This is a genomic window from Candidatus Krumholzibacteriia bacterium (genome assembly GCA_035268685.1).
Taxonomy (GTDB): Bacteria; Krumholzibacteriota; Krumholzibacteriia; order JAJRXK01; family JAJRXK01; genus JAJRXK01.
In genome coordinates, this window is sequence record DATFKK010000049.1 from 23,272 (window position 1) to 40,840 (window position 17,569).

A 17,569-nucleotide genomic window follows, 5' to 3' on the forward strand; every position below is an offset into this window, starting at 1 on the left:
GGGCGATGGTGAACGCGAAGGGGGCGAGCCGTCCGGGCCCGCCCCCTTTCGTGGTAGCTCCTCGGCGGCTCAGCGCTCGCCCTGCGTCTCCGGCAGGTCCACGGTCACCGTGCTCACATCCACGGTGATCTCGTCCAGACGGCCCTGGGTCGACGGACGCACCTCGTCCTGCACGCGGCCGCCCAGGTGCTTGGCCAGGAATTTCTCCATGGCCACGGCCAGGGCCTTGCGGTTGTTCGGAGCCCGGAAGCCGTGGCCCTCGTCGGGTGCCACGACGTACTCCACCGGCTTGCCCTTCTTGCGCAGCGCCGTGACGATCTGATCGCTCTCGTGCTGCTTCACGCGAGGGTCGTTGGCGCCGTGCACCACGAGGAGCGGAGCTTCGATCCGGTCGACGTGGAACAGCGGCGAACGCGCGATCAGGTCCAGACGGTCGCTCTCGACCGCGGGATTGCCCACGCGCTTGTACCAGCTGCCCTCGAGGAAGGGCTTCCAGTACTCGGGGAAGCTCTCGATCAGCGTGATCAGGTTCGACGGGCCCACGTAGGGGATCCCGCAGGCGTAGAGGTCGGGGGTGAAGGTCACGCCGGCCAGCGTGGCGTAGCCGCCGTAGCTGCCGCCGTAGATCCCCACGCGCTCGGGGTCGGCCACGCCGCGGTCGACCAGGTACCGCACGGCGTCGGTGATGTCGTGCTGCATGGCGCCGATGCCCCACTCGCGGTTGCCGGCGTTCAGGTACTGCTTCCCGTAGCCGGTGCTCGAGCGGTAGTTCACCTGCATGACGGCGTAGCCGCGGTTGGCCAGGAACTGCGCGTAGGGGTCGTAGCCCCAGGTGTCGCGCGCCCACGGACCGCCGTGGATGTACATCACGGTCGGCAGCTTCTCCGGCTCGACGCCCTGCGGCACGGTGAGGTAGCCGTGGATCTCCATGCCGTCGCGGGCGGTGAAGGTCACCGGCTCCATGGGTGCGAGGTGTTCGCTCGGCAGGTCGGGACGCGAACGGTACTGCAGCGTGGCGTCGCCGCTCTTGGTGTCGAAGAGGTACACCGAACCCGGATCGACGTCGCTGTAGACGGCCACGAGCATCCTGCTCATGTCGCGCGTCATGCTCGTGGGCGAGATCTCTCCGTCGGGAAGGGCGGCCTCCATGCGCTTCCAGAGCCGCTCGGCCTCGTCGGTCTGCGGGTACACGCGCTGGCGGTCGCCGACGTAGGTCGTGGCCATCAGCTCGTCGGTCTCGGGGTGGAAGAAGGCGCCGCCGAAGTCGACCTCGTTCTCGGGGTCGCTCTCGACCAGCTCCATGTCGCCGGTCTCGATGTCCATCAGCATGAGGCGGCTCAGATCCACGTCGTCGCCCATGTTGCTGACCATGTAGACGTGCTGGCCGTCGGGGCGGAAGCTCGAGGGGTACAGGGTCTCCTGGTAGGTCGACTCGTGGAGCTTGGTGTAGCCCTGCAGGTCGACGCGCAGCAGCTCGGTGCCTCCGCTCGGAGTCTGCCGGGTGGCCAGGCGCAGGCGGCCGTCGAGGTCGAAGACCCAGCTGCCGATGGCGTCCTCGTTCTTGCGCACCAGCTTGCGTTCACCGGTGGCGATCTCGACGGCGTAGACGTCGCTGAAGCGCGGATCGCGATCGTTCAGGCCCACGATGATGATGTCGGGCGTGTTCTTCGGCACCGAGTAGATCGACGCACGGGCACCCTCGACCGGGGTCAGGTTGCGCGCCGGCGGCACGCCGGTGTCGGGATCGCGGTCATCGCCCGGATCCACCGCCCACACGTGGAAATTCTCGTCGCCGTCCTTGTCCTGCACGTAGAGGACGTGCTCGCTGTCGCGGCTCCAGAAGTAGCCGGGCACGGGACGGTCGTCGGCCGTCAACGGCCGGGCGGTGTCGAAGGGTTCCTCGGCGCGCTTGATCCAGATGTTGCGCGCGCCCTCGTAGGGCTTGAGGAAGGTCATCCACGCGCCGTCGGGCGAGAGTTGCGAGCCGGAGATCTCGGGATCTCCGAAGAAGAGTTCGCGATCGAGCAAGGGTGGCAAACCGTCGTCTCCGTGGTCGTCGGCGAGGGCGAATGATCCGGGCGCGAGCAGGATCGAGGCCGCCAGCGGCAGGATCCAGAGCCCGGGTGCGGGGATTCGTCGCATGGAGTGTTCTCCTCGAGGGGCGCGGGTGGATGCAGGACAGAACCCGATTCCTACGCGCGCGTCATGGAAAAAGATTCCATGGTGCCTCGGAGATTGTGCACGACGAGCTCAGCCCCTCCAGTGTTCGACACCCGGGACAGGAAGTGTCACGGACGGATGACGAATCGAGCGAATGACGGGGTCACGACACCCGGGCGGAGGCCTCGCTCGCGCAATGCACAATCTTGGAGGCACAACCATCGGTCAACCTCGGGACGTTGTGGGCCGGTGGGGTCCATGCTCCACTCCGTCCCCTACGGCGCGCCCCCCACGAGTCGTGGGCGGAGCGGCTTCGGAGGCGCCGATTCGGGGAGGATCTGCTACGATTTCACCATGGAAGATGCCGCCCGCGCCCGTGTGACCCAGCTCCTGCGCCGTCTCGAGGACGAGACCGAGGCCCGTACCCGGTTGAGCGAAGAGATCTTCGCACTCGTCTACGACGAGCTGCACCGGACCGCGCGCAGCCTCATGGCGCGGGAGCGCGTCGACCACACCCTCCAACCGACGGCTCTCGTGCACGAGGCGTACATCCGCCTGGTCGACACGGGGGGATCGGGCGCGGCCGACCGGGCGCACTTCCTGGGAATCGCGGCGCGCTGCATGCGTCAGATCCTCGTCGACCATGCCCGCTCGCACCGTGCCGAGAAGCGGGGCGGCGATCAGCAGCGGGTGACCCTGGTCGAGGAGCTGATCACCGACGAGGGCCGCGAGTTGGAGTTGCTGCTGCTCGACGATGCTCTCCGTCGCCTCACGGAACTCGATGAGCGCGGCGCGAAGGTGGCCGAGATGCGCCTGTTCGGAGGAATGACCATCGACGAGATCGCCGAGGCACTGGGAGTCTCGAAGCGCACCGTCGACGGCGACTGGGCGGCTGCACGGCGCTGGCTCGCCCGTGAACTCGGCGACGACGAGAAGGGGAGCTAGTCCTCGGCCAGGATCCGATACAACCAGGCGCGCGCGAAGGCCCAGCGTCGCTCGACCGAGCGCCGCGAGATCTCGAGGATCGACGCCGCTTCCTCGCTGGTCAGTCCGGCGAAGAACTTGAGCCGGACCACCTCGGCGGCTTCCGGCGACTCCTCATCCAACCGTTCCATTGCCTCGTCGAGCATGATCAGTTCGTCGGGGTGATCGACCGCGACCCGTGCGGCCGACTCCCAGTCGACCCGCTCCCAATCCCCGCCGCGCTTCAGGCTCGCCTTGCGCCGGGCGCGCTCGACCAACACGTCGCGCATGGTGCGAGCCGCGATCCGCAGCAGGTGACTGCGGTTGCTCCAGCGATGCCCCTTCTTCCCGAAGCGGGTGTAGGCCTCGTTGGCGAGTTCGGTCGGCTGCAGGGAGTCGGCCCCGTACTGCCGCACGCGACGGCGTGCGATCACGCGCATCTCGTCGTAGACGGCGAGAAGGGTCTCGTCGTCGTCGAAGTTGGGCGGGCGTGGATCTTGGGACACGGGAGCCGATGGGATGAAGGGCGTGGATACGCCCTTCCAGCCTAGCCCGGATTCCTGCCGAGGACCACCGCGTGGAGCGGGGATGTGGTCGGGCGGGGTCGGGCCGGCCGGCATGGCTCCCATGAATGCCAGCCGGCCCGTGAAGACGGTGGCCTCTGCCGCCGTCCAAGAACCCTCGATCGTACCCAACGGAGGCGGTGTCCCATGGGATCTCCGGTTCTGCCACGGCATGCTCGACCGGAGACGAGCGCCGATCCGCAGCGGGGCACTCCTCTATGGAGTCTTCCGCAGACGGGCACCGGAATGTGCCACCCGAAATCCAGGAAACCGTGGATTTCGGCGCATTTGCCTGTTCGTTCGTAACAGCGTGAAGTGATCACACTGTTGTTCGTTCACAGCCCTTGGTTCTCGGCGAGGAAGGTGGGAAGGTCCGCGATCGAATCGAGCACCGTGGTCGGGTCGATGGGCTCGTCGAGGTCCGCTGCCCGGAACTTGCCGGTCCGGACCTGGATCGCCCGGAGCCCGGCCTCGAGTGCACCCCCGACATCGGAACGGATGTCGTCGCCCACCATGACCACGTTCGGCGGCGCGCGATCGACCGCGCTGCACCCCAGGTGGAAGAAGTCGGCGGCGGGCTTGCCGAGGATCTTCGCCGGTCGGCTGGTGGCCATTTCGAAGGCAGCGGCGAAGGGTCCGACATCGAGGCGCCATCCGTCGCGGGCACGCCAGTAGCGGGTGCCCCCGAGCGCGACCAGCGTGCGATCGGGAGCCTCGAGGAGCAGTCGGAGGATCCGGTTCATGGTGTCGTAGGTCCAGGCCTCGCGGAGGTCGCCGATCACCACCGCGCGCACGTCCTCTTCGCTCTGCTCGACGCCCCGGAAGTCCTCGCGCGCGGTCTCCGGAACGAACAGGGCCGCCGGTTCGCGTTCCTGTTCGCGGAGCCACCGCGAGGCGGCGACCATGGGGTTCAGGATCTCGTCGTCGTCGATGTCGAAACCACCATCGCGGAGCTGACGCGCGAGCACCGCGCGCGAGCGCGACGTGGTGTTCGTGACCAGCCGGAGGGGGTGACCGGCTGCCCGCAGCGCGCGGAGAGCCGCCGGTGCGCCGTCGACGGGCTCGGATCCGGAGGTGAGCACACCGTCGATGTCGAGCAGCAGACCGGGCAGGGGGTGAGGCATGCGGACCTCCGGGGGGCGGTGTGGGCGGATCATGGCTCGGACGGGCCACAGGCGCTAGGGTCGTCGGACGCAGGCTCGCGATCAACCCTTCGGAGGTGTGCTGCGATGAAGGCCATGCTCCTCGAGCGGATCGTTTCGATCGCCGACGACCCCCGGCCGCTGACCGCGGCCGAAGTGGCCGATCCCGTCCCCGGTCCGGGCGACGTTCTCGTGGCGGTGTCGACCTGCGGGGTCTGTCACACCGAGCTCGACGAGATCGAGGGACGGACACCGCCCCTCCGGCTGCCGGTCGTTCCCGGTCATCAGGTCGTGGGCCGGGTCGTGTCGGTCGGCGACGACGTTCGGGGTGTGGCGGTGGGCGAACGCGTCGGCGTGGCCTGGATCTTCTCGGCGTGTGGCACCTGTGCCCGGTGTCGTGCCGGCCTCGAGAACCTGTGCGTCGCCTTCCGTGCGACCGGACGTGACGCCCACGGTGGGTACGCCGAGCTCATGACCGCGCCCGCTGCTTTCGTCCACTCGATTCCCGCCGCGTTCGACGATGTGCACGCGGCCCCATTGCTGTGCGCCGGCGCGATCGGACACCGAGCCCTCGCGCTGACCGGCTTGCACGACGGCCAGCGGCTGGGCTTGACCGGCTTCGGTGCGTCGGGGCACCTGGTGCTGGAGCTGGCGCGCGCCTGCTTTCCCGGCAGCGAGATCTTCGTCTTCGCCCGCGGCCGGGCGAGCCGCGCCTTCGCTCGCGAGCTCGGCGCCGACTGGGTCGGTGGGACCGAGGACGCGCCGCCGCTGCCCCTGCACGCGATCATCGACACGACTCCGGCGTGGACCCCCGTCGTCGCGGCCCTGGCGGCGCTCGAGCCGGGCGGCCGGCTGGTGATCAACGCCATCCGCAAGGAGTCGACCGACGCCGCGCGGCTGGCCGGCCTGGACTACGCCGAACACCTGTGGATGGAGAAAGAGATCAAGAGCGTGGCAAACGTCACGCGCGACGACGTACGCTCTTTCCTCGAGGTGGCCGCACGGTCGGGGATCCGCTCCGAGGTCCGCACCTATCCTCTCGACCAGGCCAACCGCGCGTTGGTGGAGCTGCGCCGAGGTGGAGGTCGCGGCGCGAAGGTGCTCCGAATCGGCTCGTCACACGTCACCCCTGGTGGGGGTAGTCCGAGTACAGGCCTCTCCCGGAGGTGAGGCGTTCCCCTTTTTCCGGAGGCACCATGCGCTCCCTGTTGCTCGTAGTCCTGATCCTGTCCGCCGAGATCGCGGTGGCCGTCCCCCCCGACGGGGTCCAGCAGATCCTGCCCCGCGGTCGCATCGCCGCCGTGTTCGAGCCGTCGTTCGTGCCCGCGGACGAGGCCGAGATTCCCGACGACGCCTGGGTCCTCGGGGTCGTCGTCGACGGCGAGGCCCGCGCCTACAGCCTGAACCTGTTGAATCGCCACGAAGTGGTGAACGACCGCGTCGGCGATCGCCCGATCGCCGCGGTGTGGTGACCGCTGGCCAATACGGCCGTCGTGTACGACCGCAGATTCGAAGATCGTGAACTGGATTTCGAGGCCTCCGGCGCACTCGAGGGAGCGTCGCTCGTGATGCGCGACGTCCAGACGGACAGCTGGTGGTCGCTGATGAGCTCGAGCGCCATCGGTGGTGAGATGGAAGGGGCCGAGGTCACGGAACTGCCGGTGAGCGAAAAGATGCGATGGGACGCATGGCGTGCTGAGCATCCCGACACGCAGGTATTGAGCGTGCAGGGTCAGGAGCACGTCTCGAACAATCCCTACGGCAACTACATCGAGGGCGACGGAACCTTCCGCGACCTCGAGGTGTCCGACACCCGCCTGCCGGCGAAGGAGCCGGTGTACGCGTTCTGGTGGGAGGGACAGCCGATCGTGGTCACCCATTCGTCGGTGGAGGGTGGGCGGATCGTGGAGCGCGGCGACGTGGCTCTCGTGTTCCACCGTCCACCAGGCGCATCGGTGTTCGCGTCGACACGTGTGGCGGCAGTTCCCGTGGACGCCGCCGAGGACGCGGCGACGGCCCTGGACGCGGTCGACGACGGTTCGGTCGAAACCGTTCGTCCGATCGAGGGCTTCGACACGTACTGGTACACCTGGGTCCATGTGAACGAGGACAGCGAGGTGTGGTGAGGCTTCGTCCGAGGGCCCGCTCGCGCCGTGCCCTCGGCGTCGTCCGATATGATGCAACTGCAACGCAGATGCCCTGAATCGCGGCTGCTAGCCTGAAGCAAAGATCCCGCGGTGAGCGCGGGACCGGGTCTCAGCGCTGGGAGGCGATCCATGCGTCGGGCGAATGTCGGCCGCGCCGGATTCTCGTGCGCGGCCGTCGTCCTGTTCCTCTTCTGTCTCGCGACCCTTCCTGCCCACGCCCAGTACCCTCCTCCCGACAGCTATCCCGCCGAACTCGACCACGTGGAGATCCTGTTCGCGGACGATACGCACATCCGGCTGCGTGATGGCGTGGTGACCGATCTGGATGCTCCGCCGGGCGATCCGGGCCTCGTGCAGCTGATCGACGACGCGCTCATGATGCTCGAGCTGGACTTCCGGGAGTGGAGCCGGCTGGAAACCTCGGTGCCCGAGGCGACGCTCGACATCTGGGAACTGGAAGGCGAACTCGCCAGCGGCGAGGACGTGTACAACCTGAACAACGTGTTCCGGCTGCGTTTCGGCAGTCCGCTCAGCACCGCATGGGACGTCGGCCTCGTGCTCGAGGAGCTCCCCTTCGTGATCGCTGCGCGTCCCGTTCCCCTGCCGCCGGAACTTCCGGCGCCGGATCTGCAGTCGAGCCAGGGCTATCTGCAGCCGTCGACGTCGACACCCGCCGGCATCGATGCTCTGCACGCCTGGAGCCGAGCCGGTGGCGACGGCACGGGCATCACGATCTGCGATCTCGAGTACAGCTGGAACACCGCGCACGTCGACCTGTCGCAGCTCGCGAGCGCGCAGATCAACTCGAACGTGGTCGATCCCTTCAACGACACGCGGCACGGGACGGCCGTGGCCGGCGTTCTGGCGGCCGACGCGAACGGAAGCGGCGTCACGGGGATCGCGTTCGGCGCACAGTTGCTCACCTGCGGGACCAACTATGGTCTCCCGGCCTCGTGGAATCCCGGTGGCGCCATGATCGTCGCGCTGAACAGTCTCTCCGCCGACGACATCATCCTGATCGAACAACAGTGGTCCTACACGGGAAACACGCTCAACTACGTCCCGGTGGAGTGGTACACCAGTACGCAACCGTACGCCCAGACCTTCAACAGTGTGTACGCAGCGATCCAGAACGCGGTCACGAACGGTGTCCACGTGGTCGAGGCCGGTGGCAACGGTGGCGTGGACACCGGAACCCTGGCCTGGCTCGGCGACAGCGGCGCGATCGTCGTCGGTGCCGGCGGTGCTTACACCGGGGGCACGCATCCGAACGGCGACCGGCAACGCCTGGGGTTCTCGAGCTACGGCCCACGCTTCGACCTGCAGGGCTGGGGCGAGGACGTCGCGACCTGTGCCTACGGCGATCTCCACAACGGCGGCACGAACGACGACTATACCGCCGTCTTCGACGGAACGAGCGCGGCGTCGCCGGTCGTGGCCGGAGCGATGGCCTGCGTTCTCGGGTGGTACCGGTCGAACGTGGGAGGCACGTTGTCGCCGGCGCTGCTGCGGCAGACCTTGATCAACACGGGCACGCCGCAGGTGATTCCTCCCGCTGGCCACATCGGCCCGCGGCCCGACGTGAAGGCCGCGATCTCGTCGCTGCAGGTCCAACCCTGGGTCGATGCCACGAGCGGACCACTCGCCCAGGCCGGGAACAGCATGGCCGTGGCCTGGGCCGACTTCGACGGTGACGGGGACGACGATCTCTACCTGACCCAGGACGGTGCGCCGAACGTGTTGTTCGCGAACCAGTCGGGAACGTGGACGGTGGTCGCTGCGCCGGCCACGCAGGACACGGGACCGAACCACGGAGCCGTGTGGGGTGACTACGACGCCGATGGCGATCCCGACCTGTACCTGGTCGATCACGGCGTTCCGAATCGACTGGTCCGTAACGACCATCCGCTGGGCTTCGCCGACGTGTCGCTGCCCCCGATCGACGACCCCGGTACGGGCAGTTCGGCCTCGTGGGTCGACGCCGACGGAGACGGCTACCTCGAACTAGCGCTGGCGCAGGCCGTCGGGATGCCGAACGCGCTGTACGACTGGAGCGCGCCGTTGAACTTCGTCGACGTCAGCCCTCCAGCGGTGTTCGACCCGGGCGACCAGGTCGCCGTGATCTGGTGCGATGTCGACCTCGACGGGGACCAGGACGCGTACCTGACCTCGGCGAGTGGTCAGCCGAACCGCTTGTGCCGCAACGACGGCGGTCTGTTCTTCGCGAACGTCGCCCAGCCTCCGATCGACACCATCGGCAACAGTTTCGGTGCCGCCTTCGGTGACTACGACAACGACGGCGACTTCGACCTCTTCGTGGTCAACTACGGACAGAGCAACCAGCTCTTCCGCAACGACGGGCCGGGAGTGTGGATCGACGTGTCGTCGGGGCCGATCCCGGCCGGTGGCCTGAGCTGGAACGTGGCGTGGGCCGACTACGACAACGACGCCGACCTCGACTGCTACGTCACCCAGCAAGGCCCGAATCAGTTGCTGCGCAACGACGGAGGCGGCGTGTTCACCGACGTCGCCACCGGCCCCCTCGCCGACACGAACGACACGCGGGGTGCGGCATGGGCCGACTATGACAACGATGGCGAGCTCGATCTGTACCTGGCCAATCACGGCACGGGCAACGTCCTCGTGCGCAACGACCTGAACACCGGCAACCACTGGATCCAGCTCGAGGTCCGGAGTCCGCAGTACGGACTCGCGGTCGGGAGCACGCGGGTGGAGTGCCACGCCGCCGGCCTGGTGCAGGTCCGGGAGGTCGGTGCGGGTTCCGGCTATCTCGGTCAGAACTCGCACGTCGTGCACTTCGGGTTGGGTCCGGTGGCCTCGGTCGACAGCCTGGTCGTGCACGCGGCGACGGGAGCGCATGCGCGGCTGGTCGCGCCTGCGATCGATACCCGTCACACGCTCGGCCTCCCCGTGGTCACGGCCGTGGGCGACGGTCCTCCGCGGCCCGAGCGTCTCGCGCTGCGTGCACCGTCTCCGAATCCCTTCAACCCCCGGACGACGATCCGCTTCGAACTCCCCGCGCCGGCCTCGGTCGACCTGTGGATCGTCGACCTCCGGGGCCGCACGGTGCGGTCGTTGATCCGCGGACAGGGCTTCGAGGCCGGCGTCGTCGAGCGTGTCTGGGACGGTCGTGACGAAGCCGGCCGTCCGGTCGCCTCGGGGAACTACGTGATCGTGCTCGAGGTGGGCATCGAGCGCCTCACCCGCCGCGCGACGCTGGTGCGCTGAACGAACGAGGCCTCCGACCGACGTCGGAGGCCTCGTCGCAATCCGCCCACGGGCACCATCACGGCAGATTGATCAACTGCCGCTCCACGGTGAAGTACACTTCGATCGACGTGTTCCTGAACTGGTCGTCGGTGGTCGTGTAGAACATGGTGAACGTGTGCGGGTTGTTCTCGAAGGCAAAGGGGAAGTCGAAGGTCTTCTCTCCCGACCAACTGCCGCGGCCCGTCTCGGGGTTGCCGAAGTCGGCCAGGTAGAATTCGAGTTGGCTCTCGGGGGTGGCGTTGAACTCGAAGATCGCCGTTTCGCCGATGTCCTCGAGCTCGTTCCGTTCGAACCGCCGGCCGGAGACGTGGAGCAACCAGAAGTTGTCGTCGTCGGCGCTGACCTGCGACTCGATGTCGAAGGTCTGCTCGTCCTCACCGCCGTTGATGATCTCGATCCGATCGAGGCTCACGGTGAACCGCAGATCGTTGAAGCGCTCACAGGTCTCGATCGAGTACTTGGTCGCGTCCCCGATCACGGCGGGCCGACGGTTCTTCAGGTCGTTGATGCGGTAGCTCAACGGTACCGCGGTGGTGGAGGGCACCGGTCGCAGGAAGCCCGAATAGTCTCCGCTCTTGACGATGTCGCGTAGGGTGCTGGTGGCGTCCTCCTGGGTGCCGCCGAAGACCTGGACCTCGATCGTGGAGTTCGACACGAGCTGGCGCTGACGTTGGGTCAGGTCCGCACTGCCCGAGTAGGCACCGTAGGAGGCCTCGAGGGAGGCGCGCAGCTCGGTGGCGGTCTCCGCCTCGGTGCTGGTCGCCGTGTAGATCAACATGCGGCCGTAGGTGACCGACTGCACGTAGCAGGGCTGGTTCGACGGCCCCATGGTGCCCAGTCGTACCTGAACGTCGAAGTCGGCCTGCGTGACGCTTTCGTGGAAGAAGTCGGCGGGTTCGGCCAGGGCGTCGTCGGCGAACGAGATCGTGTACATGGGCTGGAAGAGCTTCACCACGACCGTCTTCGACTGGCTCTGGCTGCTCTGGCGGATCGAGGATCCGACCGATCCGCTGGCCAGCACACCGCTGTACTTCAAGCTGATCCCGGCATCGAGCATCGCCTGCTCGAAGGACCAGGCTTCGGTCGCCCGGAAGCTGATGTCGGCGGGGACCACGTCGAGCGCACCCAACCGTGTGTCGGCCTCGCGTTGGAGCGACGCGATCGCATCCTGGAGAGTGGAGCTGTTGGGAGCAGCAACGTCGCGTGAGGGGTCTTCGAGCGCCAGGTTGACCGAGATCGACACCGGCGAGCGTTGCAACCCGATCACCGACAGCGATCCGTCGCGCACACCCCGGCCCTGCACCAGCATGCCGGGTTTGAGGGCCGTGGCATTGGCGCCCACCGCGACCAGGTTGTCGAAGTTCTTCTTCCGGTCGTACTCGACCGTTTCGCAGCGGACGTAGGACTGACCGTCGAAGTCCTCTTCGGCGTCGAGGACCTGGGGTTCCCCTTCGACGGCGGGCGGTGCCTCCCAGTCGGGCAGCTCGTCGACGAAGCGGTTCACGGTTTCCGGCGCGACGGGCTGGTCCGAACCATCGGGGCCGGTCGGATTGCCGTCGTCGCCTCCGCAGGCGGTCAACAGCAGCGCGAGACCGGCCCAGAGGCCGAGCGCGCCGGGGAATCGGCGTTCCATGGTGATCCTCGTATGTGGGGGAGTTCGGGCCCTCGGGGACGGGCTCACCCATCGATGCGGAATTCGGGCGAGGGGTGCGCAATGTCGACTGCGGCCAGGTCTTGCTCGTGGTCGATCGCGTACCGGAGGCCGCTGAACACCACCAGGTGGAAGGCCAGGCCCGTCAGTGCGGACCACTGCTCGAGATGGAACTGGAAGACCTGGCCGATCAGGAGGCTCACCAGCACCGAGGCCTGGAATCGGCGGAGCGCATCGAGGCGGCGGCCCCGGACGAGTGCATGGACTCCGGCCGCCACCAGCACCCCCGAGAGCGCCGAACTGGTGGCCAGTCCCCAGCCGCTGACCGTCCCCGGCAGGTCGTCGCCCAACGAGCCCGCCCCGTGCCACGCGTCGGCGAGCAGCGCTGCGACGTAGCCCAGCTTCACGACGAGCTGTCCGAGGAAGAACACGATCAATCCGCGCCCGAACCAGTGCGACCGCACGGTCCGGCGGTACAGGTCGAGAGCCCACAGCCGCACGCGACGGGTCCATCGCGGCCGATCGCTCGGGACGAGATCGATGCGCTCGAGGTGTTCGCGTAGCACGCGCGCCAGCGGATGTCCGCCGGAATGGTCCAGATTCTCGACGATCCGCGCCCGCTCGTGGGCATCCATGTCGTCGGCGAGCGCTTCGTCCAGGTCGCGCAGCGCCGTGGCCATGTGTTCCTCGGCCGTGGACGGCCGACGGACCTGCAGCGCGCGGGCGCCCAGGTACAGCAGCACCAACACCACGTAGATGATCGCCACCGCCGGCTGGAAGAAGTAGTCGTTGTCGTGCGTGAGGAATTTGCCGACCTCGTCGATGAAGGTGCCGAAGCCCAGCCCGCCGACGACGGCGGCGATCGGGCGCACCCGCCGGCCGACGAAGGTCAACAGCAGCACGAGGGCCACCAGCATCAACAGACCACCCCACAGGACGTGGGCGACGTGCAACGCGTCGCCGCCCACGGTGGGATAGCCGGTCAGCTCCAGGTAGCCACGGATTCCGAGCACCGCCGTGATCGCCGACACCAGAGAGAGATCGGTCCAGGCACCGGCGTCGAGATCGCGCAACCAGCGCGCGCGGCGGCGTCGGGATCGGGTCACGTCAGCTCAGCAGTTCGTGGAACTGCTTCAACCAGGCGGGGTGCGCGGGCCACGCCGGGGCGGTCACCAGGTTGCCGTCGGTCACCGCCTCGGTCACCTCGATGTCGGCGTACTCGCCCCCGGCCAGCTTCACCTCGGGTGCGCAGGCCGGATAGGCCGAGCAGGTGCGACCGTCGAGCACGCCGGCCGCGGCCAGGATCTGTGCCGCGTGGCAGATCGCGGCCACGGGTTCGTTCTTCTCGAAGAAGTGCTGCACGGATGCGATCACCTGCTCGTCCAGACGCAGGTACTCCGGTGCCCGGCCGCCCGGTAGCACCAGTGCGTCGTAGTCGTCGAGGTCGATGTCGTCGAAGGTGGCGCTGAGCGCGAAGTCGTGGCCGCGCTTCTCGGAATAGGTCTGATCGCCTTCGAAGTCGTGGATGGCGGTCGGCACGGTGTCGCCGGCCTTCTTGCCAGGACACACGGCGTGGACGGTGTGTCCCATGGCCTGCAGGGCCTGGAAGGGGACCATGGTCTCGTAATCCTCGGTGAAGTCCCCGGTGATCATCAGGATGGTCCTGGACACGGTCGCTCCTCCTGGGTCGGCGGTTCGAGGGACTGGACGGATGTGCTTCCCATCTTCAGGATATCACGGACGGGTGGGAGGTCCCGGCAATCGGGAGATTCCCCAGGCCCGCGTCACGAACATCCCCGCCCCGATTCCCGGATCGATCGATTAGGGTGATCAAGTATGAACACGGTATTCGAAGGCTGGATCCAGGAACTGGCATGGCTCGAGGGCGAGGTTCTGGGCAACGTCGCCTGGGCCTGGTGTGGCGCGATCCTCAGCGTGCTGTTGGTGTGGGTCCTCGGACGTCTCGTTCGCTGGAGTCTGCGACGAGCCGTCGGTTCGGAGCGCGAGTCACGGCTCTCGTCCGTGTTCCTCCTGGGCCGCGCGTTCCTCGATTCCACACGTAACTGGTTCCTGATCCTGATCGGGCTGGTCGTGGCGCGCCCCTGGCTCCAGCTCTCCGGCGGCGTCGATCGCGTCTGGACGATCGTCGTCACGGTCGGAATCGCCGTACAGGTCGGACTGTGGGCCAGTGCCATGCTCCGCACCTGGCTCGACCGCGTGGTCTCGGCCCGTGCCGCTGAGGATCCGGCCCAGCGGACGTCGTTCTCCGTGCTCCAGTTCCTGGGGCTGCTGATCGTCTGGTCGGCGGTTCTGCTGCTCGCGCTCGACAACGTCGGCGTGAACGTCTCCGCCCTCGTGGCCGGGTTCGGCATCGGCGGCATTGCGGTGGCGCTGGCTGCGCAGAACGTCCTGGGTGATCTGTTCGCATCGTTGTCGATCATCCTCGACCGGCCCTTCGAGGTCGGCGACTTCGTGATCGTGGGCGACTTCCTGGGCGTGGTCGAGAAGATCGGATTGAAGACGACGCGGGTGAGCAGTCTGGGCGGCGAGCAGATCATCTTCGGGAACACCGATCTGCTCGCGAGTCGGATCCGCAACTACAAGCGCATGGAGCGCCGCCGCGTGGCCTTCTCGATCGACGTGGTGCACGGCACACCCACCGACCAGCTCCGCGAGATTCCGGAGATCGCCAGGCAGGGGGTCGACGCGCAGGAGAACACCACCTTCGACCGCGCGCATCTCAAGGACATACTGCCCACGGCGCTGCGCTACGAGTTCGTCTACTACATCGGAACGAACGACTACAACGTGTACATGGACATCCAGCAGGCGATCAATCTGCACATCCTCACCGAACTCGAGGATCGCGGAATCCACCTGGCGCATCCGACGTACACGGTGCATCTGGATGGACGATCGGAGGTCGGCGCCGAGACGGAGGCTGCCGGCGGACTCTCCGACGGATCCTGATCAGCGGAACCAGAACACCAGACCCGCCGTCACCACCAGCAACGCCGCTCCCTGCACGCGATAGTCCTCCCACCACGGCCGCGTGTGCGCGGTGGCGGCGTCCTGTTTCCAGGTCTCGCGCGTCCAGACGATACCGTCGACCGTCGCCGGGTCGGGCGAGGGCGTACGGAGGCTGACCACGACCAGCACGATCGACGACACCGCGAACAAGAGAGGCGCGGCGTAGAGGAAGTGCAGTCCCAGGCTCTGGTCGATCACGTTCCACCAGAACAGGATCCCGCCGGCCAGCAGACCGACCACCAGCGCCGCCACGCCCCCGGTGGCGTTCGCGCGCCGCCAGAACATGCCCACCAGGAAGAGCGCGACCACCGGTGGCACGGTGTAGGCCAGCGTGGCCTGCAGATAGCGGAACAACGACGGAAAGCGCTCGATCTGCGGCGCCCAGGCGACCGCGAGCAGCATGAACAGCAGGGTGACGCCCTGGCCCACGCGCTTGAGCTGGTGCGCGGTGAGGTCGGGTCGGCGACGCCGGACGAAGTCCATGGTCACCAGCGTCGACGCCGAGTTCAGCGTCGAGTCGATCTGCGACATCAGCGCGGCCGCGAAGCCCGCGAACACCAGACCGAGCAGTCCCGACGGCAGCAGTTCGAACATCAACGTGGGGTAGACGCGGTCGGGCGTGTCGCTCAGCTCCGGGAACAGCAGGATCGCCACCGTGCCCGGCAGGACCATCACGAAGAGCGTCGGCAGCTTGAGCAGTCCGGCGAACAGGCTTCCCCACCGCGCGTGGTCGGCGTCGCGCGCGGCCAGCACGCGCTGGGCCATGAACTGGTTCGTGCACCAGAAGTAGAAGCCCAGCAACGACACACCGAGCAGCAGCCCCGGCCAGGGCATGGCGGGGTCGTCGGCGGGCCGGATCAGGCTGAGCTTCTCGTCGGGCACCGCGGTCATCACGGCGTCCCAGCCCCCCGCACGATCGAGGGCGACGATCGAGATCACGATCGAGCCGACCATGAGCAGAACGCCCTGCAGGGCGTCGGTCCAGATCACCGCGGTCAGGCCGGCGGCCGCGGTGTACAGGCCGGCCAGCACGGCCAGGGCCGCCACGAACTGCCAGAGTTCGACTTCGGGGAAGACCATTCCGAGGACGACGGCACCAGCGTACAGGCTCCCCGCCGTGTCGACGACGATGTTCAGGAACAACGTGAGCACCGCGAAGATCGAGCGCACGCGGCCGTCGTAGCGGCGCTCGAGGAACTCGGGCATGGTGAACACCCGGGACCGAATGACCGTCGGCAGCATGAACACCGCGTAGAAGCCCAGGACCAGTGCGGCCATCCACTCGTAGTTGAAGACCGAGATCCCGGTCGCGTAGGCGTCGCCGGCCAGACCGACCAGGGTGGTCGACGAGATGTTCGAGGCGAACAGACTGATCCCGACCAACGGCCAGATCAGCGTGCGGCCGGCCAGGAAGTAGCCCTCGGCCGTGTCCTCGCGACGGCGCGCGAGGAGCAGACCCTTTCCGACCACGACCGCCACGTAGGCGGCCATGATCACCAGGTCGAGCGTGGAGAAGTGGGGAGCGACCATGGGGGCGTTCTAGCAGGAAGCCCCGGGATCGCCAAGGGGCCGGCGCGCGGCCCGGTCGACCTCAGCCCGTGGCCGACAGGGGAGCAATCCGGCGTGCCTCGCGGGCCAGTTCGTGCCGCCGGAAGGCCGCCTCGACGAGCTGCCGCGTGAATCCCGCGTGCCCCGCCGGATCGTGTGCGAGACAGATGTCCGCACTCCCCGGCTCGTCAGGAGGGTAGTACACACCGCAGTTCGGGTTGATCTCGAGCATGAAGGGTCGCCCGTCGCGGTCCACACGGATGTCGCAGCGCCCGAAGCTCGCGCCGTCGAGAGCGGCGAAGAAGCGAGCCGACATCTCGCGAAGCTCGTCGGCCAGGCGCCGATCCTCGACCGGGAAGGAGGACAGCCCGTCGAAGTCCACCCACTTCAGGTCGGCGTGCTTGAAGTGCTCGCCATCGGGGAAGCGGTACTGGATCGGCGTGTAGGTGATCGGATCGTCCGGGTCGAGGTGGTTCTCGGCCACGAGCACGGTGCACTCGGTCCCCTCGACGTACTCTTCGATCAGCGCCCGCCCGTGCCGCGACATGATCTTGCGCGCCTGTCGCCGGAGGCCGGCTGGCGTCACGCAGCGCGACACGCGGCTCAGGTCGATGCTCGCGTGGCTGCTGTAGTGCTTGACGAACAGCGGGAAGCGCAGCGTCTCGGCCGCCCGCTCGACGTCGGCCTCGGTCGCGGCGAAGACGTGACGCGGAGTCGCGATCCCTTCGCGCCGGCAGGCGTCCTTCATCTGTTCGCGGGTGGGTTCGTAGAACTCCGACGTTGCCCCGGTGAAGGGGACGCCGGCGTCCTCGAGCGTCTGCACGACCTCGATGCCCGGCACGTCGTCCTCGTCCTCGGCCCCGTCGCACAGGTTGAAGAAGAGGTCGAAGCCCTCTTCGATCCGACGCGTGACCTGCTCGACCGACGTCTCCCTCTCCAGCACCGTGAGCGTCCACTCGGCGTCGGGGAGGAAGGGCCGTGGATCGCAGGGCCAATCGTCCTCGGGGAAGGGATCGGCGTCGAGGTCCTGTGTCGTCAACAAGCAGACTCGCATGGGCCGCATACTTGGGGCAT

Annotated in this window: 13 protein-coding genes; 5 read left to right on the forward strand and 8 right to left on the reverse strand. The window is 67.7% G+C overall.

Annotation, left to right across the window (positions count from 1 at the left end; all coding sequences use genetic code 11):
• Nucleotides 1–69: 69 nt before the first annotated feature.
• On the reverse strand, nt 70–2,142 hold the full coding sequence (locus VKA86_05340) for a S9 family peptidase (GenBank protein ID HKK70621.1): 2,073 nt from the start codon (nt 2,140–2,142) through the stop codon (nt 70–72).
• 276 nt (nt 2,143–2,418) lie between these two features.
• Between VKA86_05340 and VKA86_05345 the strand changes: the two genes are divergently transcribed.
• Nucleotides 2,419–3,105, forward strand: coding sequence for an ECF-type sigma factor (locus VKA86_05345; protein HKK70622.1), 687 nt, complete (start codon nt 2,419–2,421; stop codon nt 3,103–3,105).
• Here VKA86_05345 and VKA86_05350 read toward each other — a convergent pair.
• Entirely contained in the window at nt 3,102–3,629 is a 528-nt protein-coding gene (locus VKA86_05350) for an ECF-type sigma factor (GenBank protein ID HKK70623.1), read from the reverse strand. The two genes, VKA86_05345 and VKA86_05350, sit on opposite strands and share 4 nt — an antisense overlap.
• Before the next feature lie 392 nt (nt 3,630–4,021).
• Nucleotides 4,022–4,810 (reverse strand): TIGR01458 family HAD-type hydrolase, encoded by a 789-nt coding sequence (locus VKA86_05355; protein ID HKK70624.1) that lies wholly within the window; start codon nt 4,808–4,810, stop codon nt 4,022–4,024.
• Nucleotides 4,811–4,915: 105 nt separating this feature from the next.
• Here VKA86_05355 and VKA86_05360 point away from each other — a divergent pair, with 105 nt between their 5' ends.
• From VKA86_05360 to VKA86_05370, 3 genes are all read left to right on the forward strand, one after another.
• Nucleotides 4,916–5,998 carry a zinc-dependent alcohol dehydrogenase family protein gene (locus VKA86_05360; GenBank protein HKK70625.1) on the forward strand — a complete coding sequence of 361 codons (1,083 nt, stop codon included), beginning with the start codon at nt 4,916–4,918 and terminating at the stop codon, nt 5,996–5,998.
• 26 nt (nt 5,999–6,024) lie between these two features.
• Nucleotides 6,025–6,954, forward strand: a complete 930-nt coding sequence (locus VKA86_05365) for a DUF3179 domain-containing (seleno)protein (protein ID HKK70626.1) — start codon at nt 6,025–6,027, stop codon at nt 6,952–6,954.
• A gap of 150 nt (nt 6,955–7,104) precedes the next feature.
• Nucleotides 7,105–10,224, forward strand: a complete 3,120-nt coding sequence (locus tag VKA86_05370) for an FG-GAP-like repeat-containing protein (protein ID HKK70627.1) — start codon at nt 7,105–7,107, stop codon at nt 10,222–10,224.
• A 58-nt stretch (nt 10,225–10,282) separates the two neighbouring features.
• Here the strand turns inward: VKA86_05370 and VKA86_05375 are convergent, their stop codons facing one another.
• The 3 genes from VKA86_05375 to VKA86_05385 are packed head-to-tail and all read right to left on the reverse strand — an operon-like array spanning nt 10,283 to nt 13,570.
• Nucleotides 10,283–11,899, reverse strand: a complete 1,617-nt coding sequence (locus VKA86_05375) for a thiol-activated cytolysin family protein (protein ID HKK70628.1) — start codon at nt 11,897–11,899, stop codon at nt 10,283–10,285.
• A gap of 44 nt (nt 11,900–11,943) precedes the next feature.
• Nucleotides 11,944–13,023 (reverse strand): hypothetical protein, encoded by a 1,080-nt coding sequence (locus VKA86_05380; protein ID HKK70629.1) that lies wholly within the window; start codon nt 13,021–13,023, stop codon nt 11,944–11,946.
• Nucleotide 13,024: 1 nt separating this feature from the next.
• Nucleotides 13,025–13,570: a DJ-1/PfpI family protein gene (locus tag VKA86_05385; protein HKK70630.1), complete on the reverse strand. Its 546-nt coding sequence runs from the start codon at nt 13,568–13,570 to the stop codon at nt 13,025–13,027.
• Nucleotides 13,571–13,753: 183 nt separating this feature from the next.
• Between VKA86_05385 and VKA86_05390 the strand changes: the two genes are divergently transcribed.
• Nucleotides 13,754–14,887, forward strand: coding sequence for a mechanosensitive ion channel family protein (locus VKA86_05390; protein ID HKK70631.1), 1,134 nt, complete (start codon nt 13,754–13,756; stop codon nt 14,885–14,887).
• On the opposite strand, the gene VKA86_05395 is transcribed toward VKA86_05390, so the two are convergent.
• Nucleotides 14,888–16,477 carry a sodium:solute symporter gene (locus VKA86_05395; GenBank protein HKK70632.1) on the reverse strand — a complete coding sequence of 530 codons (1,590 nt, stop codon included), beginning with the start codon at nt 16,475–16,477 and terminating at the stop codon, nt 14,888–14,890.
• A gap of 61 nt (nt 16,478–16,538) precedes the next feature.
• Nucleotides 16,539–17,549: a D-alanine--D-alanine ligase gene (locus VKA86_05400; GenBank protein ID HKK70633.1), complete on the reverse strand. Its 1,011-nt coding sequence runs from the start codon at nt 17,547–17,549 to the stop codon at nt 16,539–16,541.
• Nucleotides 17,550–17,569 lie beyond the last annotated feature (20 nt).

Coding starts and splice junctions, on each gene's coding strand:
- VKA86_05370 (HKK70627.1), top strand. CDS start 7,105: ATGCGTCGGGCGAATGTCGGCCGCGCCGGATTCTCGTGCGCGGCCGTC.
- VKA86_05400 (HKK70633.1), bottom strand. CDS start 17,549: ATGCGAGTCTGCTTGTTGACGACACAGGACCTCGACGCCGATCCCTTC.
- VKA86_05345 (HKK70622.1), top strand. CDS start 2,419: ATGCTCCACTCCGTCCCCTACGGCGCGCCCCCCACGAGTCGTGGGCGG.
- VKA86_05385 (HKK70630.1), bottom strand. CDS start 13,570: ATGATCACCGGGGACTTCACCGAGGATTACGAGACCATGGTCCCCTTC.
- VKA86_05340 (HKK70621.1), bottom strand. CDS start 2,142: ATGCGACGAATCCCCGCACCCGGGCTCTGGATCCTGCCGCTGGCGGCC.
- VKA86_05375 (HKK70628.1), bottom strand. CDS start 11,899: ATGGAACGCCGATTCCCCGGCGCGCTCGGCCTCTGGGCCGGTCTCGCG.
- VKA86_05390 (HKK70631.1), top strand. CDS start 13,754: ATGAACACGGTATTCGAAGGCTGGATCCAGGAACTGGCATGGCTCGAG.
- VKA86_05355 (HKK70624.1), bottom strand. CDS start 4,810: ATGCCTCACCCCCTGCCCGGTCTGCTGCTCGACATCGACGGTGTGCTC.
- VKA86_05395 (HKK70632.1), bottom strand. CDS start 16,477: ATGGTCGCTCCCCACTTCTCCACGCTCGACCTGGTGATCATGGCCGCC.
- VKA86_05360 (HKK70625.1), top strand. CDS start 4,916: ATGAAGGCCATGCTCCTCGAGCGGATCGTTTCGATCGCCGACGACCCC.